At 66.6% G+C, this 20,771-nt stretch carries 18 protein-coding genes and 1 pseudogene; 3 read left to right on the top strand and 16 right to left on the bottom strand.

Going from position 1 to position 20,771, the window contains the following annotated elements:
* Positions 1-383: 383 nt before the first annotated feature.
* The 4 genes from ACOQPP_RS20460 to ACOQPP_RS20445 are packed head-to-tail and all read right to left on the bottom strand — an operon-like array spanning position 384 to position 6,273.
* Positions 384-1,295, bottom strand: a complete 912-nt coding sequence (locus ACOQPP_RS20460) for an FAD binding domain-containing protein (protein WP_420637370.1) — start codon at positions 1,293-1,295, stop codon at positions 384-386.
* The gene (locus tag ACOQPP_RS20455; RefSeq protein ID WP_419164716.1) at positions 1,292-3,673 is read right to left on the bottom strand and encodes a molybdopterin cofactor-binding domain-containing protein; all 2,382 of its coding nucleotides are present in this window, start codon (positions 3,671-3,673) and stop codon (positions 1,292-1,294) included. The genes ACOQPP_RS20460 and ACOQPP_RS20455 overlap by 4 nt, the downstream gene beginning before the upstream one ends.
* Positions 3,674-3,689: 16 nt before the next feature.
* On the bottom strand, positions 3,690-4,220 hold the full coding sequence (locus tag ACOQPP_RS20450; protein ID WP_419164715.1) for a (2Fe-2S)-binding protein: 531 nt from the start codon (positions 4,218-4,220) through the stop codon (positions 3,690-3,692).
* A 58-nt stretch (positions 4,221-4,278) separates the two neighbouring features.
* Positions 4,279-6,273, bottom strand: coding sequence for a hypothetical protein (locus ACOQPP_RS20445; RefSeq protein WP_420637369.1), 1,995 nt, complete (start codon positions 6,271-6,273; stop codon positions 4,279-4,281).
* A 338-nt stretch (positions 6,274-6,611) separates the two neighbouring features.
* On the opposite strand from ACOQPP_RS20445, the gene ACOQPP_RS20440 reads away from it, so the two are divergent.
* Genes ACOQPP_RS20440 through ACOQPP_RS20430 form a run of 3 tightly spaced genes read left to right on the top strand, consistent with a single transcriptional unit; the run spans position 6,612 to position 9,485 of the window.
* Entirely contained in the window at positions 6,612-7,013 is a 402-nt protein-coding gene (locus tag ACOQPP_RS20440; RefSeq protein ID WP_420637368.1) for a BlaI/MecI/CopY family transcriptional regulator, read from the top strand.
* A complete protein-coding gene (locus tag ACOQPP_RS20435; protein WP_420637367.1) occupies positions 7,006-8,415 on the top strand; it encodes a M56 family metallopeptidase in 1,410 nt (469 codons plus the stop codon). Before ACOQPP_RS20440 ends, ACOQPP_RS20435 begins: the two co-directional genes overlap by 8 nt.
* Positions 8,412-9,485, top strand: a complete 1,074-nt coding sequence (locus tag ACOQPP_RS20430) for a hypothetical protein (protein WP_420637366.1) — start codon at positions 8,412-8,414, stop codon at positions 9,483-9,485. Before ACOQPP_RS20435 ends, ACOQPP_RS20430 begins: the two co-directional genes overlap by 4 nt.
* A 103-nt stretch (positions 9,486-9,588) precedes the next feature.
* Here the strand turns inward: ACOQPP_RS20430 and ACOQPP_RS20425 are convergent, their stop codons facing one another.
* The 12 genes and pseudogenes from ACOQPP_RS20425 to ACOQPP_RS20370 all read right to left on the bottom strand — a co-directional run bounded on the left by ACOQPP_RS20425 (position 9,589) and on the right by ACOQPP_RS20370 (position 20,766).
* The gene (locus ACOQPP_RS20425; RefSeq protein WP_420637365.1) at positions 9,589-10,458 is read right to left on the bottom strand and encodes a choice-of-anchor B family protein; all 870 of its coding nucleotides are present in this window, start codon (positions 10,456-10,458) and stop codon (positions 9,589-9,591) included.
* Between the two features lie 36 nt (positions 10,459-10,494).
* Positions 10,495-10,806, bottom strand: a complete 312-nt coding sequence (locus ACOQPP_RS20420) for a hypothetical protein (protein ID WP_420637364.1) — start codon at positions 10,804-10,806, stop codon at positions 10,495-10,497.
* Between the two features lie 250 nt (positions 10,807-11,056).
* Positions 11,057-13,621 (bottom strand): TonB-dependent receptor, encoded by a 2,565-nt coding sequence (locus ACOQPP_RS20415; RefSeq protein ID WP_420637363.1) that lies wholly within the window; start codon positions 13,619-13,621, stop codon positions 11,057-11,059.
* A 235-nt stretch (positions 13,622-13,856) separates the two neighbouring features.
* Positions 13,857-14,078 (bottom strand): annotated as a pseudogene (locus ACOQPP_RS20410) (integrase); the annotation flags it as partial.
* A 167-nt stretch (positions 14,079-14,245) separates the two neighbouring features.
* Entirely contained in the window at positions 14,246-14,524 is a 279-nt protein-coding gene (locus ACOQPP_RS20405) for a hypothetical protein (protein ID WP_420637362.1), read from the bottom strand.
* 38 nt (positions 14,525-14,562) lie between these two features.
* On the bottom strand, positions 14,563-15,804 hold the full coding sequence (locus ACOQPP_RS20400; RefSeq protein WP_420637361.1) for an ATP-binding protein: 1,242 nt from the start codon (positions 15,802-15,804) through the stop codon (positions 14,563-14,565).
* A 173-nt stretch (positions 15,805-15,977) separates the two neighbouring features.
* Positions 15,978-17,273 (bottom strand): hypothetical protein, encoded by a 1,296-nt coding sequence (locus tag ACOQPP_RS20395; RefSeq protein WP_420637360.1) that lies wholly within the window; start codon positions 17,271-17,273, stop codon positions 15,978-15,980.
* Between the two features lie 260 nt (positions 17,274-17,533).
* Positions 17,534-17,683, bottom strand: a complete 150-nt coding sequence (locus ACOQPP_RS20390) for a hypothetical protein (protein ID WP_420635745.1) — start codon at positions 17,681-17,683, stop codon at positions 17,534-17,536.
* A complete protein-coding gene (locus tag ACOQPP_RS20385) occupies positions 17,667-18,398 on the bottom strand; it encodes a restriction endonuclease (protein ID WP_420635744.1) in 732 nt (243 codons plus the stop codon). The genes ACOQPP_RS20390 and ACOQPP_RS20385 overlap by 17 nt, the downstream gene beginning before the upstream one ends.
* Positions 18,395-19,414, bottom strand: a complete 1,020-nt coding sequence (locus tag ACOQPP_RS20380; RefSeq protein ID WP_420635743.1) for a DNA-methyltransferase — start codon at positions 19,412-19,414, stop codon at positions 18,395-18,397. Before ACOQPP_RS20380 ends, ACOQPP_RS20385 begins: the two co-directional genes overlap by 4 nt.
* A complete protein-coding gene (locus ACOQPP_RS20375; protein WP_420635964.1) occupies positions 19,411-20,292 on the bottom strand; it encodes an IS1595 family transposase in 882 nt (293 codons plus the stop codon). Before ACOQPP_RS20375 ends, ACOQPP_RS20380 begins: the two co-directional genes overlap by 4 nt.
* Before the next feature lie 147 nt (positions 20,293-20,439).
* On the bottom strand, positions 20,440-20,766 hold the full coding sequence (locus ACOQPP_RS20370; RefSeq protein ID WP_420637359.1) for a hypothetical protein: 327 nt from the start codon (positions 20,764-20,766) through the stop codon (positions 20,440-20,442).
* Positions 20,767-20,771: the final 5 nt, after the last annotated feature.

Here is a 20,771-nt window from a genome sequence, read left to right as displayed (position 1 = left end):
CTCGTTCTTTCTTATTGGTGGCGGTCGTCATGATTGCCTCTGTGGCGGCGACACTGTCGGCTCCACGCCTCGCGGAGGCGCAAACGAACTCGTGTGTGCACTGTTTGACGGTGTTCCATCCCGACCCCGATCACGATTATGGGCATACTGCCTCCGACCTGGGCGACGACGATCAAAGCCACAAGAGAGGCGAGCCACCCCATCCCGCAGTCCACCCCACTGTCCTGTACCCTGGGACATGCGCCGATTATCACGCTCTCTGCCCCCCCGACCCAGGTAGGGTTCCAGGTGATCTTTTCGGTCTCCCCGGGCGGGAGCGGAGGCAGGCTCGCGGAGTTGCTTGACCGTCTGGCGAGGAGAGTGATTCTTCGGCCGCCCCCGGGTCAGCGGCGGTGGCAACCCTCGCGCGCGTGGCCGACCGCGCGCGACACAACGCGTCCGGTGAGCACGCGGATCAGATGACGACGGTATGCCTTGCTGGCGTGCATGTCGGTCGCGGGTTCCGAGGTTTTGGCGCACACGGCTGCGGCGGAGGCGATTGCGTCGGGCGTCGGCTCCGCGCCGACGAGCGCCCCCGCGGCCTCTTCCATAAGACAGGGCGTGGATCCCCCGTTCACGAGCGAGATGGCGGCCTCCCGGCAGAGCCCGTCCGAGTCCAGCCGGACTCGCGCCGCTACGCCGACAATGGCGTAGTCGCCCCGGCGCCGCGCCACCTCGTCGAAGGCCGACCCCTCGCCCGCGACCGGGGGGGGCACCTCGAGCGCGGTGAGGATCTCGCCCGGCTCGAGCGCGGTGAAGAAAGGCCCGAGGAATAGCTCCCTCAGATCCAGCGTCCGCTCCGCGCGCGGGCCCGTCTCGCCCTCCCGCGCACACCGGGCGATGTGGACCCGCGCCCCAAGCGTGAGGAGCACGGCGGGCAGTTCTGCGGCCGGATCGGCGTGGGCCACCGAGCCTCCGACGGTGCCCCGCGAGCGGATCTGGGGGTGCGCGATGAAGCGGGCCGCCTCCGCGAGAAGCGCGGCGCCTTCCGCTACGAGCGGGTCTCGCTCCAGCGTGGAGTGCCGCGTCATGGCTCCCAGCCGAAGCCCGCCGTCCGCCGTCCGCTGGACTCGCGCGAGTTCCTCGATCCGGTTCAGGTCCACGAGACGCTCCGGCGCCGCGAGCCTGAAGTTGAGCATCGGGACGAGGCTCTGGCCTCCCGCGAGCGGGCGGGTTTCGAGAGAGTCGTCCGCCAGCACCTCGAGGGCCTCATCGAGATCGACCGGGGCCACGTAGTCGAAGCGCGGGGGCTTCACGACTCCCCTCCCGAGCGTTGCGAGCGCCCCTCCGAAAGCTCCCGCAGGAGTTCGAACAGGCGGCCCGGGCTCAGGGGGATGTCGCGGACCTCCAGGCCCGGGGCGAGGTCCGCCAGCGCGTCCTCGATCGCCTGCGCGAAGGCGGCCGCCACCGGAATCGCGCCGCCCTCCCCCACCCCCTTCGTGCCCAGCGGGTTCAGCGTCGAGGGCGTCTCGAGATGCGCGGTCTCGATCGCGGGTACATCGGTCGATGTCGGGAGCAGGTAGTCCATGAACGAGGCGTTGCTCGTCCCGCCGAACTCGTCGAACACGAGTTCCTCGTAGAAGGCGTTTCCGATCCCCGCCGCGACGCCGCCGTGGATCTGGCCTTCCACGATCGTCGGGTTGATGACTGTCCCGCAGTCGTGCACGACGAGGTAGCGCAGGATCTCGACCATGGCCGTCTCGGGGTCCACGGCGACGACGATGGCGTGCGTCCCGTTCGCGGTGGTCCCATACGGCGGGCCGAAGTAGGAGGTCGCCTCCAGCCCCGGCTCGGTCCCCGGTTCCACGGCCCCCCGCAGCGGGTTGGCGCGCAGGGCGAGCGCGCCGAGATCGACGGAGAGATCCGGGGCGCCCCTCACGCGGGCAACGCCGTCGGCGAGTTCCAGGTCCTCGGGGTCCACCTCCAGCGCCTCCCCGGCGTGGCGCAGGATCTTCTCGCGCACGGCCTGGGCCGCGGCGTGGATCGCGTTGCCGGCCACGACCGCCCCTCGGCTCGCGAAGGTGCCCGTCCCCCAGTGGAAGTCGCTGGTATCTCCGGTGACGACGCGCACGTCGGAGGGCGCAACGCCGACCGCGTCGGCCACGATCTGGGCGAAGGAGGTGAAGTGTCCCTGGCCCTGCGTGCCCACGCCGGTTGCGAGCCGGACCGTGCCGCTCGGTTCGACCGTGATGCGGGCCCCTTCGTAGGGGCCGATCCCCGTTCCCTCCACGTAGTTGACGACGCCGACGCCGACCACGCGTCCGTCCGTCCGCTCCCGTTCGCGTTCCCGCGGGAACGTCTTTTCGTAGCCGACGAGGCGGACGGCCTCTTCCAGCGACGCCTCGTAGCTCCCGCTGTCGTACCTGAGCGGGGCGAAGTCCTGGTACATGATCTCATGGTTGTAGGGGAATTCGTCCGGGCCGATCACGTTGCGGCGGCGGATCTCGACCGGGTCGAGGCCGAGGCCGCGCGCCGCGAGATCGAGCAGGCGCTCCATGATGAACACGCCGTGCTGCCGGCCGGCCCCGCGTACCGGCGTGACGCTGGGCTTGTTGGTGAACGCGACTCGGAACTCGCTCTCATAGTTCGGCACCCGGTAGGGGCCGAGGAGCGTGCACTGGGTGTTGATGGGGATCGTGAGTCCGTACGGATCGTACGCCCCCGAGTCGTGGATGAAGATGTCGCGCACGCCCAGGATCCGGCCCTCGCGCGTGACCGCGATCTCCGCCTCGTGGAGTTGACCCCGCTCCTGCGTCGTGGCGAAGAAGTTCTCGTAGCGGTCCTCGACCCATTTCACGGGGCGCCCGAGTTGCATCGAGGCCCATGGGATGAGGATCTCCTCCGCGTAGAACATGATCTTCGGGCCGAAGCCGCCGCCGACGAAGGGGGCGATGAACCGCACCTGCGACTCCGACAGGCCGAGCGCGGCAGCCACGACGTTGCGCACCGGGATGGGCGCCTGCGTCGTGTCCCACACCTCAAGCCGGTCGGCCCGGGCATCCCAGTCCGCCACCACGGCCCGGTTCTCGATCGCGCCCCCGATCCCGCGGTCGTAGCTGAAACGGCGCTCCAGGAGGAGGTCGGCCCGCGCGCGGGCGGCGGCGTAGTCCCCCTTCGTCTGCCGCACGTGCGCGGCGAGGTTCGACGGGAGGTCGTCGTGGATCCGCGGCGCGTCCGCATCGAGCGCACGACCGAGATCCACCACGGCGTCGAGGGGTTCGATGTCCGCCTCCACGAGTTCCACCGCGTCCTCCGCCACGTAGCGGCTCTCCGCGACGACCATCGCCAGCGCCTCGCCCTGATGCCGGATCCGGTCCCGGACGAGGGGCAGCGCCGTACGGGCGTGGAACACCAAGCCCTCGAGCGGCGGCGGCGGAACGAGCACCGCGCCGGGGCGAAGGAGTGGGCCGAGTTCGGCGGCCGTGAAGACGGCGGCGACGCCGGAGTGCGCCCGCGCGCGCTCCACATCGAAGCTCCGCAGCCGTCCGGCCGGCAGGTCGCTCCGCACGAAGGCGACGTGAAGCGCGCCAGGCGGCTCCACGTCCTCGACGAACTGCGCCCGGCCGGTCAGCAGGGGTGCGTCCTCGTTGCGGGGCACCCGCGCCCCGACCCACGTCCCGCCCGCCCGGCTCATGCGCGACCCGCCCGGCTCACGGCTCGCCCTCCCTGTCAGCGGCGGGGCCGTCCGCCGCGAGGCGCTCGGCCGCCAGCGCGACCCCCTCGATGATGTTGTGGTAGCCGGTGCAGCGGCACAGGTGTCCAGAAACGGCCTCGCGGATCTCTTCCCGCGAGGGTGCCGGGTTCTCGCGCAGGAAGGCCTCCACGCTCATCAGGATCCCCGGCGTGCAGAAGCCGCACTGCAGCCCGTGCGCCTCGTGGAAGGCCCGCTGGATGGGGTGCAGATCCTCGACCGGGAGCACGTCTCCGGGGCCACCCCCGCCGAGCCCCTCGACCGTCGTCACCTCATGCCCGTCGATTTGCACCGCGAACATGAGGCAGGCCCGCACCGGCTCCCCGTCCAACTGCACCGTGCACGCCCCGCACACCCCGTGCTCGCACCCCACGTGCGTCCCCGTGAGTCCGACATCGGAGCGCAGGAAGTCCGACAGGAGCAGGCGCGGTTCGACCTCGCCGGTCCACTCCGCCCCGTTGATGCGCGCGGAGATCGGAAATCCGCTCACGCCGGAGCAACCCGCGCAGGTGCGAGGACTGGCCCCGGCGTTACGGTCTGCACGGTCCTTACGGGACGAGCGCCTGGCGCGGCTCGAGCTTCACGGCCCACAGCCCGCTGAAGTACTCCGCGAAGAAGAGGTTCCCCTTGTGCACCTGCGGCCCCCACGTGAAGGGAGCGTTCGCCACCACGCCGTCCGGGTCGTACGCCATGTAGCGGGCGATCTCCCGGCCCTGCTCGCCCAGGTTCCCCTTGAGTTCCCCCGAGATGTCGATCACCCGCAGCCCGCCGTTGTAGAACGCCGCGTAGAGCTTGTCGTCCTCGATCCACATGTTGTGCGAGCCCGCCTCCGGGATCTCGTAGCGCGCGACCTCCTCCGGATTGTCAGGGTCGGTGAGATCTACGACGTGAATGTACCCCGACATGAACTGCGGCGTCCGCTCGGCGTCCTGCCCGTCGAACCCCGGACGCCCGGCCTCGTCTCCCATGAACACGTAGAAGCGGCCGGTGGGACTGCGGTACGGGAAGGCCGCGTGCGTGCGTCCCCCGATGTCGCGGAAGCGCGCGATCTCCACCGGGTTGGACGGCGAGCCGCCGCGGTCGCCGCCCCCCACGTCGATGAGCACGACTCCGTCACCCCAGTTCGACGTGTACGCGACTCCGTCCACGATCCAGATGTCGTGGATCGCGTGGCCCGGCGTATCCAGTTCGAACCGGCCCACCCGGTGGGGATTCGCGGGATCCTCGATGTTGATCACATCGAAGCGGCGCCCGTTGTTCACCGCGTACACATGATCCTGATGGATGAAGAGGTTGTGGACGCCGCCCGTGAGTTCCTCGTCGAACACCGAAATCTGCGTCACATCGCTCGGGTCCCCGCAGTCGAGGATGACGATCCCGTTGCGGCGGTTCGAGGCGCCCTCCCTGGAGATCACGCAGATCTCCCCGTCCTCGCTCACCTTCACGTCGTTCGTCGTGCGCGCGTCGACGACGATGGAATCCGTCATGACGGGGCTGGCCGGGTCCGTCACATCCCAGAAATAGACGGCGCCCGCCGCGGCGTGGGTGCCGGTGATCGCGTAGTCGCGGCCGTCGACCCCCTCCCACACCCACAGGTCGGACGTGCGCTCGTTCGTGACCTGCCCCTGACCGACGAATGTCACCTCCTGCGAGACGTGCCGCGGATGGACCTCGATCGACGACCGCGCCGCGCGCCCCGGGACGTTGGCGACCACCGTGTACACGCCCGGAAAGTAGGCCACGAACCGCCCCTGCTCATCGATCTCCGCCGGAGGGATGTCGGCGGTCGCCTCGATGGAGGGGTCCGCCATGACCGTCCAGGTGACGGGCAGGTCTCCCACCGCGCCGCCCATCGCGTCCTCGACGGTCGCGGCGAAGCGCACGACATCGCCCGTCCGGGCCAGTTCCTGGCTCGCCGACACCGTCATGCGGGCGGCGGGGTTCTCCCTGACTTCGTAGCGCACCACCTCGGCGATGCCGTCCGCTTCCGCCCTCAGCGCGGCCTCGCCCGTGCCGTGCGCCGTGAGGATGCCGAAGCGGTCGACGGTGGCGACCCCCTCGTCCGACGTCGACCACCGGATCTCGCCGTCGCGCTCGTCGTCGGCCGCGTCGAGGAGCGTCGCCCGGTGGCGCGTCGCGACGCCGACGTACGTCGAACCGCCGGAAGGCGTGACTTCGATACGGTCCAGCGGGGGGAACGCCACGCTCACCATGGCCTCCCCGCGCAGGTTCCGCGCCGTCGCCACGATGGCGGAGATGAGGAACTCGCCGCCCTTCACGGCCCTCACGCGGCCGGTCGCGCGGTCCACGTCGATACTCTGCCGCGCGCTCCCGCTCCGCCCGTCCGCGAAACTCGGGAAGAAGAGAACCTGCGCCTCGAGCACGTTCCCGTTCGCGTCCAGGACGCGGGCCTCGAGCGTGGCCTCCTCCCCCACCTGCAGCGACAGCGCGCTCGGCACGATCTCAACGGAGACGGCCTCCTGCGCCGCGGCGGGGGCGGCCGCCCACACCTCGGCGACGGACAGGAGGAGAAGCGCTGGCAAAACCAGACAAGGAAACGTCGGGGGACCGGGGACCGCTCGGGATCTGCCGTACATCATCGCTCAACCTCAATCTTGCGGGAGAATCCTCGTTGTCACACGCAAGATGTCTGTCCTGAGATGGAGGGCGCAAACGACTCGGCGGAGACTCGGCGAGTTGCTGCGCCCGCGGACGCCCTCATCGGAAAGAGCCCTCCCGGCGCAGGATCGGGACACCGCCTTTGCGGTACTATCATGATCGTATTATCATGATAGTACCGCTGTGAGACCGAAGACGAGTTGGGAGTGCAGCGCGTCCGAGTTCGAGATCTCACACCACCGGAACCGACGAGGAGCGAGAATTGAGACGCAGATCACTCAGTCGGCTGGGCGAGACGGAGATGGAGGTCCTGCAACGGGTCTGGGCCGTGGGCGAGTCCTCGGTGGCCGACGTGCACGACAGCATCCTCAGGGCTCGCCCGGTCGCCTACACCACCGTGATGACCGTCATGAGAAAGCTGGCGCGGAAGGGCTTCCTCCACTGTGACTCCAGCGGCTCGCGTTACCTGTACACGGCCGCGCGTCCGCCAGCCGAGGTCAGGCGGGAGCTCGTTCAGGACCTCCTCGACCATGTCTTCCAGGGATCGGCCGCCGCCCTGGTTCAGACCCTGGTCCGGGGTGAGACCCTGTCGGCGGAGGAAAGCGCGGAGATTCAGAGGATGCTGGCCCGCATGGCCGAGGAAGAGGAGGAAGAGGGTGCTTGAATTCATCGAAGGAATCGGAAGGGCGAGTGTTTGGCCGTTCTGGGTTCCCATCGCCGTTTGGACGGGACTGGCGGGAGCGGCGGCACTCGTGCCGGGGCTGAAGCGTGGACTGCACCCCATCTCCGGATACCGGCTGCACCAGGCGCTCCTGCTGGCCTTGCCGACGTCGGTAGTGGCGGCCCCTTGGGTCCCCGAGCTGTGGCCGCCCGCGGCTGCTCCCATTGGCCCGCTGCCCTCGGCGTCCGGTATCGAGATCGGGCCAGCGCCCCCTGGCGCGGTTCCCCTCGCCCTGGATCCCGGCCGCGGCGTGGACATAGCGTGGGCGCTGCTGGGTGCGGCAACCGTCGCGGTCCTTCTGCTGGCGGCCGCGCGTCTCGCTGTGCTGATGGGCGACCTGCGGCAGCTTCGCAGGCTTCGCCTCGCGGCCGCGCGCGTTGACGAAGCGGCGCCGCGCCGCACGTTGCGCGAACTGGCCGAGCACCTCGGCGTGCGGCGGCCGGTGGTACTGCTGGAAGGACCACCAGGCAGCACCCCCATGACCTTCGGGGTGTGGCGGCCCGTCGTCGTTCTGCCGCGCGCCCAACTGGACGCCCCCGACTCGCTCGGAACGGCGCTCGCGCACGAGCTCATCCACGTCCGCCGGGCGGACTCCCTCTCGGCCCTCCTCGATTGCCTCACTTCGGCGGCCTTCGGGTTTCACCCTCTGGTCCGGCTGCTGCGGCGGAGAATCGAGCGCTGCCGGGAGATGTCCTGCGACGCCGAGGTGCTGGCACGGGGCGTCGTCCGTCCAGCGGCGTACGCCGAACTGCTGGCGCACACCCACACGCCCACGCAGTTCCCGCTCCCAGCGATCGCGGCCGGCCTCTCGGCGCCGTCCCTCACACTCAAGGAAAGGTTGGAGACCATGAAGCGCTTCGCAGACACCCGTTTGACGTTCCGGCGGCGCATGGGCCTCGTCGTCGGCACCGGGCTTCTCTTCCTGGTGACCGCGACGCTCGGTGCGTGCGCGGGGGACACCGCGGGTGACGCGTCGGTCCGGGACGATGCTCTGGCTCCGGTGGCCGAACTCGAATTCGGTGAGGCTGCGCTGCAACGCTATGCGATACCGCTGGCGATCGACCCCGAGGGGCCGGTGCAGTATACGCACATGTCCGAGGAGAGGGCGCAAGAGGAGCTGGCGCGATTCGAAATCCAGGTCCAGTACCTCCGAGAGCAGATCGAAGAGACGGGGGAGGCGATGGGCCAATTCGATACGACGGATGGGCGCTTTGACCGGAGAGAAGAGATGTACCTCGCCGAGAGATTCGGGCTCTTGCGATCCATGCACGCCCAGGCTGTGAAGAGGTCCGAAACCGCGAAGCTCGCGTACGAAACGCAGAAGAGAATGCAGGGTCGGCCGTGAACCACTCGCGGGGCCGGTCGCTCACGGCAGCCCTCGCCCTTCTCGTCCTCTCGGCGTGCGGCGTTCCCGAAGGCGATCTTCCTCCCCCCGGCCCTTCGCTCGGCGACTGGACCGAGGCCGTGCGCATCGGCCGACTCGAAGGATCGGACGAGGAGGTGTTCGGGAACATCCGATCGGCGGTGCTGCTCGAGAGGGACGGCGTGGTGATCCTCGACGACCAGGGCGCGCGAGCGATCGGCTTCGACGACCGGGGCACCCACGCCTTCACGCTCGGGCGCAGAGGTCAGGGGCCCGGCGAGTTCGTCGACCCGTCCGCGCTCTTCCGGATCTCCGACGACACGCTCGCGTTCCTGAACCGGAGCGTCCGCACCCTGCAGCTGTTCGCCAAGCAGCATCCGACGGACACCTTCCGCGAGATTGGGCGGCGCGAACTGCCCTTCTGGCCATCGTCCGGCTGTTCGATGCGGGGACGAATCTTCATCCTCGGCGGCTACGAGGACCGGGCCGTGCACGAGGTGGACCGCGAGGGCGCGGTCCTCAACTCCTTTCCGGCGAGCGACTACGCGGACGAAGCAGCCGAGGGCGCTCCCGAGGCCATCGCGTGGGACCTGCGCGACCAGGCGCAGAGCGGACTCCTGGTGTGCTCGGAGGCGTCGGGCCATGTGATGCATGTCCCCCGCCGTCTCGGCTGGGGGCGCGCGTACACGGCTGCGGGCGACCTGGCCTGGCATTCGTCCTTTCCCGATTTCGTGAAGGGGATGGTCGTGCCGGCGGCGGGCGGCGTCGCCATCAAGTACGAGTTCGACCCCGACTTCAACTTCAGTTACGCCGTGGTCGGAGCGGCCCCTGTGGCGGACACGCATCTCGCAGTGTCGATCTCCGTTTCCGTCCCTCGCGGCCAGGAGCCGGAGGTGGAGGGCCTGCTCGCACTGCTTGATCTGGCCACGGGCGCACAAACGCGGCGCGACGAGTCTGGCGCCGTCGTAGTGTCAGGTCTTGGAGAGCGCATTGCGGTGGTGTACCGGGAGCCGTTCCCGACACTGGCGATCCTGCAGCGGGGGGAATGGTGAAGGCGCATCGGTAAGAGCCGAACCGGCGTAGGGGGGCATACCATCGAAACTGCAGCCGGACATGCCGGACGCCTCGGGCCATCGCTCCGGGGCGTCGAACGCCCTATCCGGCGGTCGCCCTCAGAAGGAAGAGGCCCTCGCGGCGACTGGAGAGGAGGATCGTCCCGCTCTTCAAGAAGGGATAGACGCTCCAGGCGCCGCCGAACGTCCCTTCGTCCCCGCTGGACGGGGTCGTATCGAAACTGCCGACCGCGACGGGGGTCTCGGGATCGGTGAGATCGAGTACGAGGAGGCCGCCGAGGTTGTTGGCCGTGTAGAGCCGGTCGCCACGCACGTACAGGTTGTGGGTGACGGCCTTCGCCGGACCGAAGTACTCATTCACCAGCACGGGGTCGTCCAAGTCCCTCACGTCGAACACGAGCACCCGGGGGCCCGCCATCCTGCCGACGAGTTCGTCGAGTTCGTCGTTGCCATAGAAGTAGTGCTGGTCCTCGCTGAGCCACCCCTGGTGGGCATATCCGGTGTGGGGATACTGAACATCCGCCAGCGCAACGGGATTCGACTTGTCCGTGACGTCGGCGAACGAGAACGCGGTCTCGTTACCGCCCACACAGATCTCTCGCCCCCGATGGTTCCCGTCCGGACCGTGGTAGGTCACGCACTGCGCGTCGTGCGTATACCCGGTGCCGCGCCGGCCCGTGCCGAGATGGGCGAAGCAGCCCGCGAAGACGGGATTCGGCGGATCGTTGATGTCGACGATGTGCAAGCCGCCGTCGCACGTCTCGCCGTCCCCCGCGGAGCCCACCAGATAGGCGAAGCCGGTCTCTTCGTTGATGGCGACGTTGTGGCTCGACTCGACGCCGTTGTACGTCGCCGTGGGCCTGTATACCCGCGCTTCCCGCGCGTCCCGGAGTTGCGTCAGATCGAAGACCTGCATGCCGTGGCGGACGGTCCCTCCCGCGACCACGAACATGTGGACGGCACGGGCGTGGGGTATCGACGCATATCGTTATACGGCCAGGGCAATCGCACTCAATTCGCGCTTGCGTTTCGGGGCACGATCGTCCAGCACATCTTCCTTCGCCGCCATGATCGCTCCGCGAACCAGATTCTTCGCTTCCCTCGCGGCCTTCAGCTTCGGTGTCGACTGCGCGGGCACGGTTAGAACTTCCCCGGTTTCGGCATCGACGCCGACCAGGACGTCCCTGACCGTTGCGTTCGACTTCTCAAGGTGTACCGTCCGGTACTCGTAGACGACCTCGACGCGCCCGCGTTCGGGCGCCAAAGCGTACCCGCGATCCCCTTCCCGCAAGATCTTCATCTCATCACCCGGCTCGATGAACGTGTGTACCACGGCCGAGAGCCCTCCGGGATCGCGGGCTGTGACGAGTTACAGGTTGTCGTTCCCTGCGATTACCTCATTAGATCCCTCTTCCCGAACCGGCTTCCAATCGACCGCATCGGAGGTCCCTGGACCCTTGGCACCCTTGGACCGTGGACCCTTTGGACCGGCATTCGCCGTGGCTCGCCGGTGCCGCCCGCTCATGCGAAACGAGCGGACTTGTTGTCTGTCAGAAGGAGACGGTCGCGGTCATGGATATCGTCCGGGGCGCGCCCAGCCAGGCTGCGTTTTCGGTGATCGCGGACAGATAGGGGTTGTCGAGTACGTTGTTCGCGACGATCGAGAACTCCGTCGACCGGAACAGATCGCTCAACGCTTCTCCGCTGAAGCTGACGTATGCGTCGACCACCCAGTAGGCGTCGGTGTACCAGTCCGCCGTCAGACTGACGCGGCGCGATGCCGTGTATTTCGCGGACAGCCCCCCGCCCAAGGGTCCGGTGCGGTCGAGGGACACGACCCACAGCCGAGGCGGCACGCCCGTAACGTCCGTGCCGGGCACAGTGCCCTGGCTGGCGTCAACGAGCGGATCGTCGGTCCCGAGGTACTTCGAGTCGTTGAGCGTGAGAGCGGTGTAGAGCGATGTCCGACCCGGCAACGCCACCGTGGCGGCCACCTCGACACCACTCGTTTCGATGCCGCCCGCGTTGAAGTAGGCCCCTCCTCCGGGGATGAGGTAGTTGGGTCCTGCGGGCGTCTGCGGGCCGAGATAGAAGATCCGGTTGTCAAAATCGATGGAATACAGGGTGGCGCTCAAGGCGAGCCGCTCGCTGGAGTATTGAACTCCGACATCGATGTTCGACGCGGTCTCGGGCTCCAGAAGGTCCAAACTGCGTCCCGGCACCTCGAGCAACGTGCTGCCGATCGCCCTGAAGTTCTCGGCGTAGCCGGCGAACAGGTCGAGGCCCTCGACCGGCGTCTCGTACGTGACGCCGCCCGAGAAGAGCAGCTCCGAATCGGAATCGACACCAAGGTCCCGATCGATGCCGAACTGGTCCTCGCGCAACACGGAGACAAGGTACTGCTTGACGCCGCCGGCCAATTCGAACGGGCCGAAGTACAGCGTCTCCTCCACGTACCACTTGAAGATGTCCTGCGGAAAGTCCCACTCGTACTGGTGCCAGTAGGGCTGCTCGTCCCACTTGAAGTTGAGCGCCGGGTCCAGCATCCGGTGCCAGTCCCGGCCGAGGTCGCGCCGCGAGTCCTCGTACCAGATGCCCGCGCGCAGCGCGCTGCCCCCTCCCCCGCCGAACGGTGCGGACCACTCCCCGTCGATGTTGACGCCGAGACGACTCTTCCCGTAGTGGCTGTGGCGGTACGACTGAACCGCGGTTGCCCCCGGGTGGCATGCCGGGTCGACCTCCGGACCGCCCGACCCGTAGTAGTTGAAGATGTAGGACGACGCGCATCCCGGCACCGGTCCAACGGCGACGCCATTGCCGTCCACGAAGCGGATCACCCCGAGCTGGCTGCCGCCGCGCGCCGGCGCGAGGCCCGCCAGCTCCGACTCCGGTCCATCCCCGTCGTCCACCAGGTCGACGATGTAAGGGGGCAACCAGTCGCCACGCCCCGAGTTGCGGTGGCGGTATGCGCCCGCGCTCAGGGAGATCAACTCGGTGACGGACCAGTCGGCCTTCACATAGGCGAGCGTGTTCTTGCGCCGGGTCTGCCAGCCGGGCCGGTAGAACTGGTTCAGGTAGGGCACGCCAGGCCAGTGGCCGACCAGCCGGTCCCAGCGCGGGTCGGCCCTGAAGTCGGCCTCGCCGTAGAGCCTTTGGTACACGTCCTCGTGGATGTCGTCGTACGAGAGGTAGCCGGTGAGATCGAGAGGTCCGTGCGAAGACACGATCTTGGCGGCGAGGTGCTCCCGCTCGTTCCTTGCGGAGCCCTCCATCCAGTCGGTCGCCTCCTGCCGGATCGCGGCGACCCAGGCCCGCGTCGTGCCGCCGAACAGCGATCCGGTCTCGACCCGCGCGGCGAACCGCTGGCCCTCGTTCTCGCCGATCGTGACGGAGGCCGTGTGGCTACGCTCCGCCGACGGGTCGGCCGTCAGGAAATTGAACGTGCCGCCCAGCGCCTCGACCGACCGCGAGGCGATGTCGGCGGTCCCCTGCGACACCTCGACGCCGCCGAGGTTCATCGGGTCGACGAACCGGTTGGCCTTCGCGCCGCTCCAGTAGTCCGACGTGCCATTGGGGAATCCGTCGATGGTGGTGCCGATCTGTACGTCGTTGATGGTCGACTGGAACCCGCGCATGACGACGTTGCTCGACCAGTCGTCAAAGGCGTACGCGTCCCCCTCCTGGACCGAGACGCCGGGAAGGTTGTCGATCACCGACGTCACGGCGGTGATGTTCGACTGCTGCCTCAGCATCGGCTCCGAGACGAAATTGCGCGCGAAGACCGTGGGCTCCTCCGCCACTACGCTGAGCGGATCGAGCCGGAAAGCGGGCTCCAGAACGATCGGGACCGTTTCGACGGCACCCGCGCGGACGGTGACCCGAAGCTCCCGGGGCGCATAGCTAAACAGGGTGGCGGTCACGACGTGGTCTCCGACCGCCAAACCGGTGAATTCGTAGGCGCCTTCGGCATCCGTGACGACCTCCGCGTCCACGCCGGAACCGGCCGCCGTCACCCGGACACCGGGCAAGGCGTTGCCGAACACGTCCACGACCGTGCCCCTGATGGTTCCCCCCGACTGGGCAGTCGCCGGCGTTGCGGCCAGCAGCAACAGCAACGCGGCGCCGCCGCAAAAGGCAGCGATGAGGCAAAGGCCCCTTGACGAAGTTGGCATGGCGACGACTCCCCCCCTCGGCTGTAGGACCCCATCCTGGACGGTCGGTTGTCCGTCTCCGATAACGTAGCGCCCACGATGAGCATCAGCGAATGGAATGAGCTCGACCGGAGCGGGCCTCCCCCAGCCCCAAGGGGTATGCTGGCTCATGACTCCTAACGGGTCCTGAGCCAGCTCCTCACCGGATCGACCCGGACCCCAGGTCTCGGCGCTCGCCGGCCAGATACGCGGCCCAATCATCCATGAGCCGACGCCGACGCTCGAACAGGTCGGTGCGCCGATACGCCGCCTCGACCTTGTTCTGCACCACATGCGCAAGGGCCGCCTCGACGACCTCGCGCGGGTGATCGGTCTCCTCGGCCGCCCAGTCGCGGAACGACGACCGGAAGCCGTGCGGCACGGCCGCGATCCGGTGCTTCTGTTGTACGTCGCCGTGGGCCTGTATACCCGCGCTTCCCGCGCGTCCCGGAGTTGCGTCAGATCGAAGACCTGCATGCCGTGGCGGACGGTCCCTCCCGCGACCACGAACATGTGGACGGCACGGGCGTGGGGTATCGACGCATATCGTCATACGGCCAGGGCAATCGCACTCAATTCGCGCTTGCGTTTCGGGGCACGATCGTCCAGCACATCTTCCTTCGCCGCCATGATCGCTCCGCGAACCAGATTCTTCGCTTCCCTCGCGGCCTTCAGCTTCGGTGTCGACTGCGCGGGCACGGTTAGAACTTCCCCGGTTTCGGCATCGACGCCGACCAGGACGTCCCTGACCGTTGCGTTCGACTTCTCAAGGGGTACCACCGTCCGGTACTCGTAGACGACCTCGACGCGCCCGCGTTCGGGCGCCAAAGCGTACCCGCGATCATCCTGCCGACACGTGGCCGCCTCTACAGCACCCGCCACCATGGGGCCGCGAGCGCGTGTGGGCCGAGCCACTCGAGCGAGGTCCCCGCGTGGAGCAGCAGCCCGGCGCGAGCGCGCTCTCCGTGTTCGTTCCGGAACGTCTTCAGGTGCCGGGCGTCGCGCAGGCGCGGCCGGGACGTGGCCTTGACCTCGACCGGCAGCAGTGCGTCTCCGATTTCGATCACGAAGTCCACCTCGTCGCCCACCGTCGTGCGCCAGTGGAGGATCTCTGCCCGGCCCAGTCGGGCGTCGCGCCAGGCCAGCAGGCTCTGAAGCACGAGGTTCTCGAGATGCGCGCCACGGGGCTCGCTCTCCCCGGCCAGGTGCAGCGCCAGGCCCGTGTCCCCCCAATAGAGTTTGGGCGACTTCATGAGCCGTTTGGTGCGGTTTACCGAATAGGCGGGAACGCGCACGAGGAGATACGACGTCTCCAGCAGGTTCAGGTACCGGCTGACCGTCGGTTGTGGAAGTCCGATGTCACGCCCGAGGGCGGTCTGGTTGACGAGGCCGCCGATACGCAGGCAGACCGCTCGCATCAGGCGCCGGAAATCCGGGAGGGCGGCGATCGAGGACAGCGCCTGCAGATCTCTCTCCAGGTACGTGCGCGCGTAACCATCGAACCAGATGTCCCGCTCTTCGGCATTCCGGAGGTGAACGGCGGGGACCGGGAAGCCACCGCGCAGCGCGAGGGCTCGCCAGTCAGCCCGCTCGTCCGGCTGCGCCGCGAGGACCTCGAGCCAGTCCGCATCGCGCGCCGCGATGAGTTCCTCCCAGGCGCCACACAGTCCCCGTCCCAGCTGCTCCGCGCGCGTCATCGGCCATAGCGTCAGATAGCTGGCCCGCCCCGCCAGCGACTCCGAGACGCGGCGCATCATGAGCAGGTTCGCCGAGCCCGTGAGGAGAAACCGCCCAGGTTGGCGTTCACGGTCGATCGCGCGCTTGACGGCGCTCAGCACGCCAGGCTCCCGCTGCACCTCGTCCAGCGTCACCGGCCCGGTTCCCGCCACCAGCGAGTCGGGATCGCGCCGAGCCAGATCGAGCACGTCGAAGTCGTCGAGCGAGAGATACCGACGCCCCTTCGGCCCGCACCCTCTCGCGAGCGTACTCTTGCCGGTCTGGCGCGCCCCGGCCACGACGACCGCCGGCATCACGCGCATCCTGGCCTCGAGATCCTTCGCCACGAAACGAGAGAGCAGAGATATATTCACGTCGTGAATGATAATCATTCATGGCATGAATTGAAAGGGAAGCGTGGCCGAGGAGAGGTTGCCGAGTCTGGCAAGAGGTCAATAGCTGTGCCCTGTGGGGCCCTGCACCGCGCGGCCCAGGGGTCCAGCGTCCAACAGTGTCCGCGTAGGCGGTATACAATCTAACGCTGTCAAACCCCCGAGCCGCCGCGCTACCGGATAACGAGGTCTTGCTTCTTCGATGCACGGGCCGTTCTGCTGGCTTCGAGGTTCGCCAGTGAGAGGGCCGCGCGCTCCAGCGCGGAACGAAAAAGGGCCGCGCGCTCCAGCGCGGAACGAAAATCCGCGGGAAGGCCTTCGGACCCGGGGCCGGCCGTCGACGCTCGTCCATCGCGGCCAGCGCTAGAAACATCGGGTACGAGAATATCGAGGTCGGGGGTTGGCATGGGCAGTTGAAGCGCCGTTCCCGCTGGCAGGATGTCGTTACGCCGTCCGTGCCAGAACTCGAGTCCGCCGAACACGTTGAACACGTTCTCGAAGTGTTCGAACCACATCGCGTCCCGCAGGTTGCCGCAACGACCTTGCACGTCGTACCGCTTCCGTGGCGTGCACTCGCCCGCTTCGTTCGACGGAACCGGATCGGAGGGGTTCGATGGCGCCGGCGGAAGACCGGCCTCTATGCGCGTCTCGTTCACGATCTCCGCGGCTCCCGCGAAGTTGCCCATGCGGTAGTGCCCCTCGGCGATGTAGTGGTCCATCTCCTGCGATGTCATGTGTTCCATCGGGCCGAAGAAGCAGAACGAGCAGCTGAACGTGTAGTCGTCGTAGCGCATGTCACCGTAGTGCGACTGACGGTACCGCCCGCGCGCCGGCCGGAAGATGATCGTTTCGTGATAGCGGGAGCGCGGGCCGTCCGACGCAATCGACGGACTCACGATCTCGGAGGTCACGCTGTCCTCGTTTACCGGCGGAAACCGTGTGTCATCACCGAAGGTCAATCTTCGCGGTGCTCGCTGCTGAAGGGGGAGCGACAGCCAGTCTTGGTACTCGCCGCTCTGGTCCGCCATCCCGATCCAGTCCATGTGCATGCGGTGCCAGGTCTCGTTCTCCTGCATGAGCGACTTGAGGCCGTCGTACCAAGGTGTACCCCGGGAGGAGTCCGTTCCCGTGACCACAACGTCGCGAATGCCATTCTTTGCATTCGCGATGATCTGGCTCCAGTTGGCCCCTCCGGCCTCGGCATCCGTGCGCGGCAGATTCGCCGCGCAGCGCGCCTTCCAGCTCACGAGATAATCCGCCCACTGGTTGCTGTCCCACGCGTTCCCGTTGATCCATCTTTCGTCGAGTGTGAACGAAGAACCGCGCGACGCCGCTTCGGCTTCATCGAGTTCCTCGAGCGCGTGGGTGGCCATGGCATCATAATCCACTGCTTCCGGCACTACGTACGGGTCAGTCGTCTCGTCCACGATGAAGGACTGCTCGTACCAGAGGGCCAGCAGACAACTCAAGATGCCCTGGACTCCCAGCGCGAAGGACCGGGCACGTGCGTTTCCCTCCCCTCCCGGGCCAATCTCCAGACCTGCGTCGATGGCCCGGATCCCGTCCGAAGTTGCAGAGATACCCACGTATGCGTCCGTCCAGTTCCCCTCGAAGATATAGGCCCACCGGTACGACCTAGCGTTTGGAAGGGGAATTATATCCTTCGCTTGACGGAGCATGGGCCGGGAGCGACCCGGCCACGGCACCAAAATCCTGCTTGGGGGTGGCGTCACTTCGTGGTGGGCGGGGCCCGCTGGAGCGGCTTGCCGTTATCCTTCGCCGGGCGCGGGGTCATGATGACCTTCGCGACCTCCTCGGGCGTCCGGCCCAGATAGCGCGGGTTGCTGGAAGGCTCATCGTTCTTAGTTGGCTTCGTCATTTCCGGATTCCGTCAATGTTTGGTTCAGGCCTTCGCGCCAAGTGTCGAAATCGTACCACCCGCAGCCGACGCAGCCTTTGGCGTCTTGCTTGTTGTCCGGTTCCCATCTATCAGAACCGGCGTAGAAAAAGCGGATGCCAAATGGAGTGCCGCGCTTGCCGGATTGATAGCATCGCTCGCACGCGCGGCTCTTGAGAAGATTATGGCTAACGCTACCATTTGACTTTTTCAGCAACTGAAAGTTAGCCTGAACATCCCCATCGGTCATGTCTGCGTAGCGTGTCAGATCAGCGACGGTATCGGGGCTCCACCGTATCATCGGGAGTTTGTGGTCAACCGTGAGTTGAGCCGGGGTTCGTTCCGTCTGCTCAATGATATCGCGATTCCCCAACAACGCCACTACCCGGCGTCTGAATGCCGTCGGCATCCCTGCCCCAGTCGTGTTGGGATGCCAAGCCCCTTCCCATTTGTCTTGCCGCGTCTTCTTATCGCATTGGATGCACAGATGGTCATCGCTTGAGATGACCATTCCGGGCCGACTAATCGTCCCGCGCTGTAAGCCTTGGATTCCAGAGCCGCCCGCTATCTGTGTCGTGCGGACGTGGCCGTACTCGCATCCTCGACAATGCCACTCCATATCCTTGAGAATGCGGAACACCTTGTAGATCTTGGTTTCCGTATCAAACGTCGCCGCGAACTCATCTAACCCCATCACGGGATGAGGCTCACGCTGTTGACGATCCGCGCGCAAGCGCTGTGATAGATCGTCGGGTCTTTCTCGTATGCCAGAGCTTGCCGTCGCAGATTTCGCGCTGCGAGGACGGTCGTTGCGCTTCCAGCGAACGGATCGAACACAAGATCGTCCTCATCGCTGAATAGCGAGATGAACTTCTCGATCAACGGCAAGGGCTTCTGCGTGGGGTGAATCCGGTGCTGCGGCGCGGGCGACTTATATCTGAAAACATTATGCACAACACGGCCATTGAACTTCGTACCGGATCGCTTACCGACAACCAGCGCCTCCCACGCATTGATCGGCTTGTACTTGTGGTTGAATGGGACCGGGTTCGTCTTCTGCCACACGAGTGTTCCAACAGCGACGAAGCGATGATCCTTGAGGATGGCCGAGTATTCGCCGATCTGCGCCTGGGCGCAAAACGTCACGGCCCAGCCCCGCACCTTTGGGAGCACTGCGTCGAGCCATGACGTATCAACCGCGCCGTCCCAGTCGCCAAACGAGCCTTTGGGCATGATGAAATCCGCGCCGTTCTTTCGTAGCCTGCGGGGTACTTGATTCTCGCAGGTGTACGGACGACTAATGCCGTAGGGGGGATCGGTGAGCAACAGGTCAACGGAAAGAGGGTCTAGCTCGCTCGTGCCAACCAGCCCGTCCCCTAGTCGAAACTCATAGCTGTCTCCAATGAGATTGGCCGCACCGACCGGCACGGGCTCGTCTGCGTTGCGAAGGGCTGATCGCAGTCGCTCGACAACCCGCTCCGGTTCTGTAGCCTCCACAAGGGTGGCATCGGCAGTGATGAGAAGGTGTCCAAGGATTACCGACACCCTACCACTGGGTCTGGTCTCGATCTGGATCGCCCAAGCATCGCGATCCGGACTGTACTCCGGTTGGCCATGAAGCAACTGCTTCCGGTGAACCGGGAAGCTCCGCGATATCCAATCGTTCACGGCCGCGCGGATCTTGATCTTCCGCTCAACGGTGAGCGGCGTCACTTGGCGACCAGTTCCCGGTATGTGAGCCGCTTGCCCATGAACCCGGCAACGACGGCGCACATCTGGTCGATGGTGTCGAGGTCGCGCTGCCCGTGACGCCCGGCGAACTCGTTGACGTAGCGCTGAAGGTGCTTGGGGCTCATCTGGTGGTAGACGCCGTGGTAGCCGCGCTTCAGCATGGCCCAAAACGACTCGACGCCGTTGGTCGAGGCCATGCCCCGGACGTACTCGCCAACTGAGTGCTTGACCGTCTCGTGCTCGTAGCGTCCCCCGAGTTGCTCGTAGCCGCCGTGTTCGTCGGTGTAGACGGTTGACCCCTCTTCGGTATGCGCTAGGACGATCCCCGTCAAGGTCTCGCCGTCCACCCGGTCCACCACATGGGCCGCTACCTTGTTGCTAGCACGGTCCTTGACGCCCACGACCGGAGTCTTGCCGACCGGCCCTCGACCGGCGTTGAGCTTCTTGTTAGCGTGCTTGTTCTTCTCCAACCCGCCGAAGTACGCCTCGTCCACTTCGACCGGGCCGACGAACGGCGCGATGTTGTGGTCCCACGTCTCGCGGATGCGGTGGAGCATGAACCACGCGGCCTTCTGGCCGATCCCGAGATCGCGGTGCAGCTTCATGCTGGAGACGCCCTTCAGGTTCGTCACTTCGAGGTAGATCCCAAACGCCCAGTTCTGGAGGCTGATATGCGAATGGGACATCACCGTTCCGGTGCGGATCGAGAAGTAGCCCCGGCAATCCCGGCAGCGGTAGGGCATCGGCTTGCCGCTCTTGACCCGGTGCGTGTTGACCGAGCCGCACTTGCCGCAGAACCGCCCAGACGCCCAGATCACGCCCTCGAACCACTCCGCGGCCGCTGCCTCGTTCGGGAACATCCGCGTGAGTTGGGCCAGCGTGATGCCCTTGCGGTGCGACTTGCCGGGGCCGGTGTGGGGAGTCTTCAGTTCGTTCGTTTCGGTCATCTTTGGGGCCTCCGCTCCGTTTCTCATCCTATTGAAGTATAAGCACTTGAGAGCGGTTTGTCAAGCGAAGGATATAATTCCCTTTGGAAGCGGCCCACGCGGTTCGCGTCCGAAATCGTTCAGCCCCATGTTTCCCCAAGACGCCGTGTGTCGGTTCGACATGGCATTGGACGCGAAATTCGCGTTGTCCCAGTGGTGCCCGATTTCCCAGACCTTCTCGAACGACATCGCAATCAGCGTCTCGACATCGTCCGGCCCTGCTCCACCGCGCGGCACCAGTGTTCTCACATCATCTGGACCTGTCAGACTTCGTGGCTCATCCGACCCGTACGGATGTTCGAGGGGCGAGTCGCAAGCCAGGACGCCCCCCAGCAGTCCCATGATCACCAGTG

This window comes from Candidatus Palauibacter sp. (assembly GCF_965222475.1).
GTDB lineage: Bacteria > Gemmatimonadota > Gemmatimonadetes > Palauibacterales > Palauibacteraceae > Palauibacter.
This window is presented reverse-complemented; position numbering and strand designations above follow the sequence as displayed.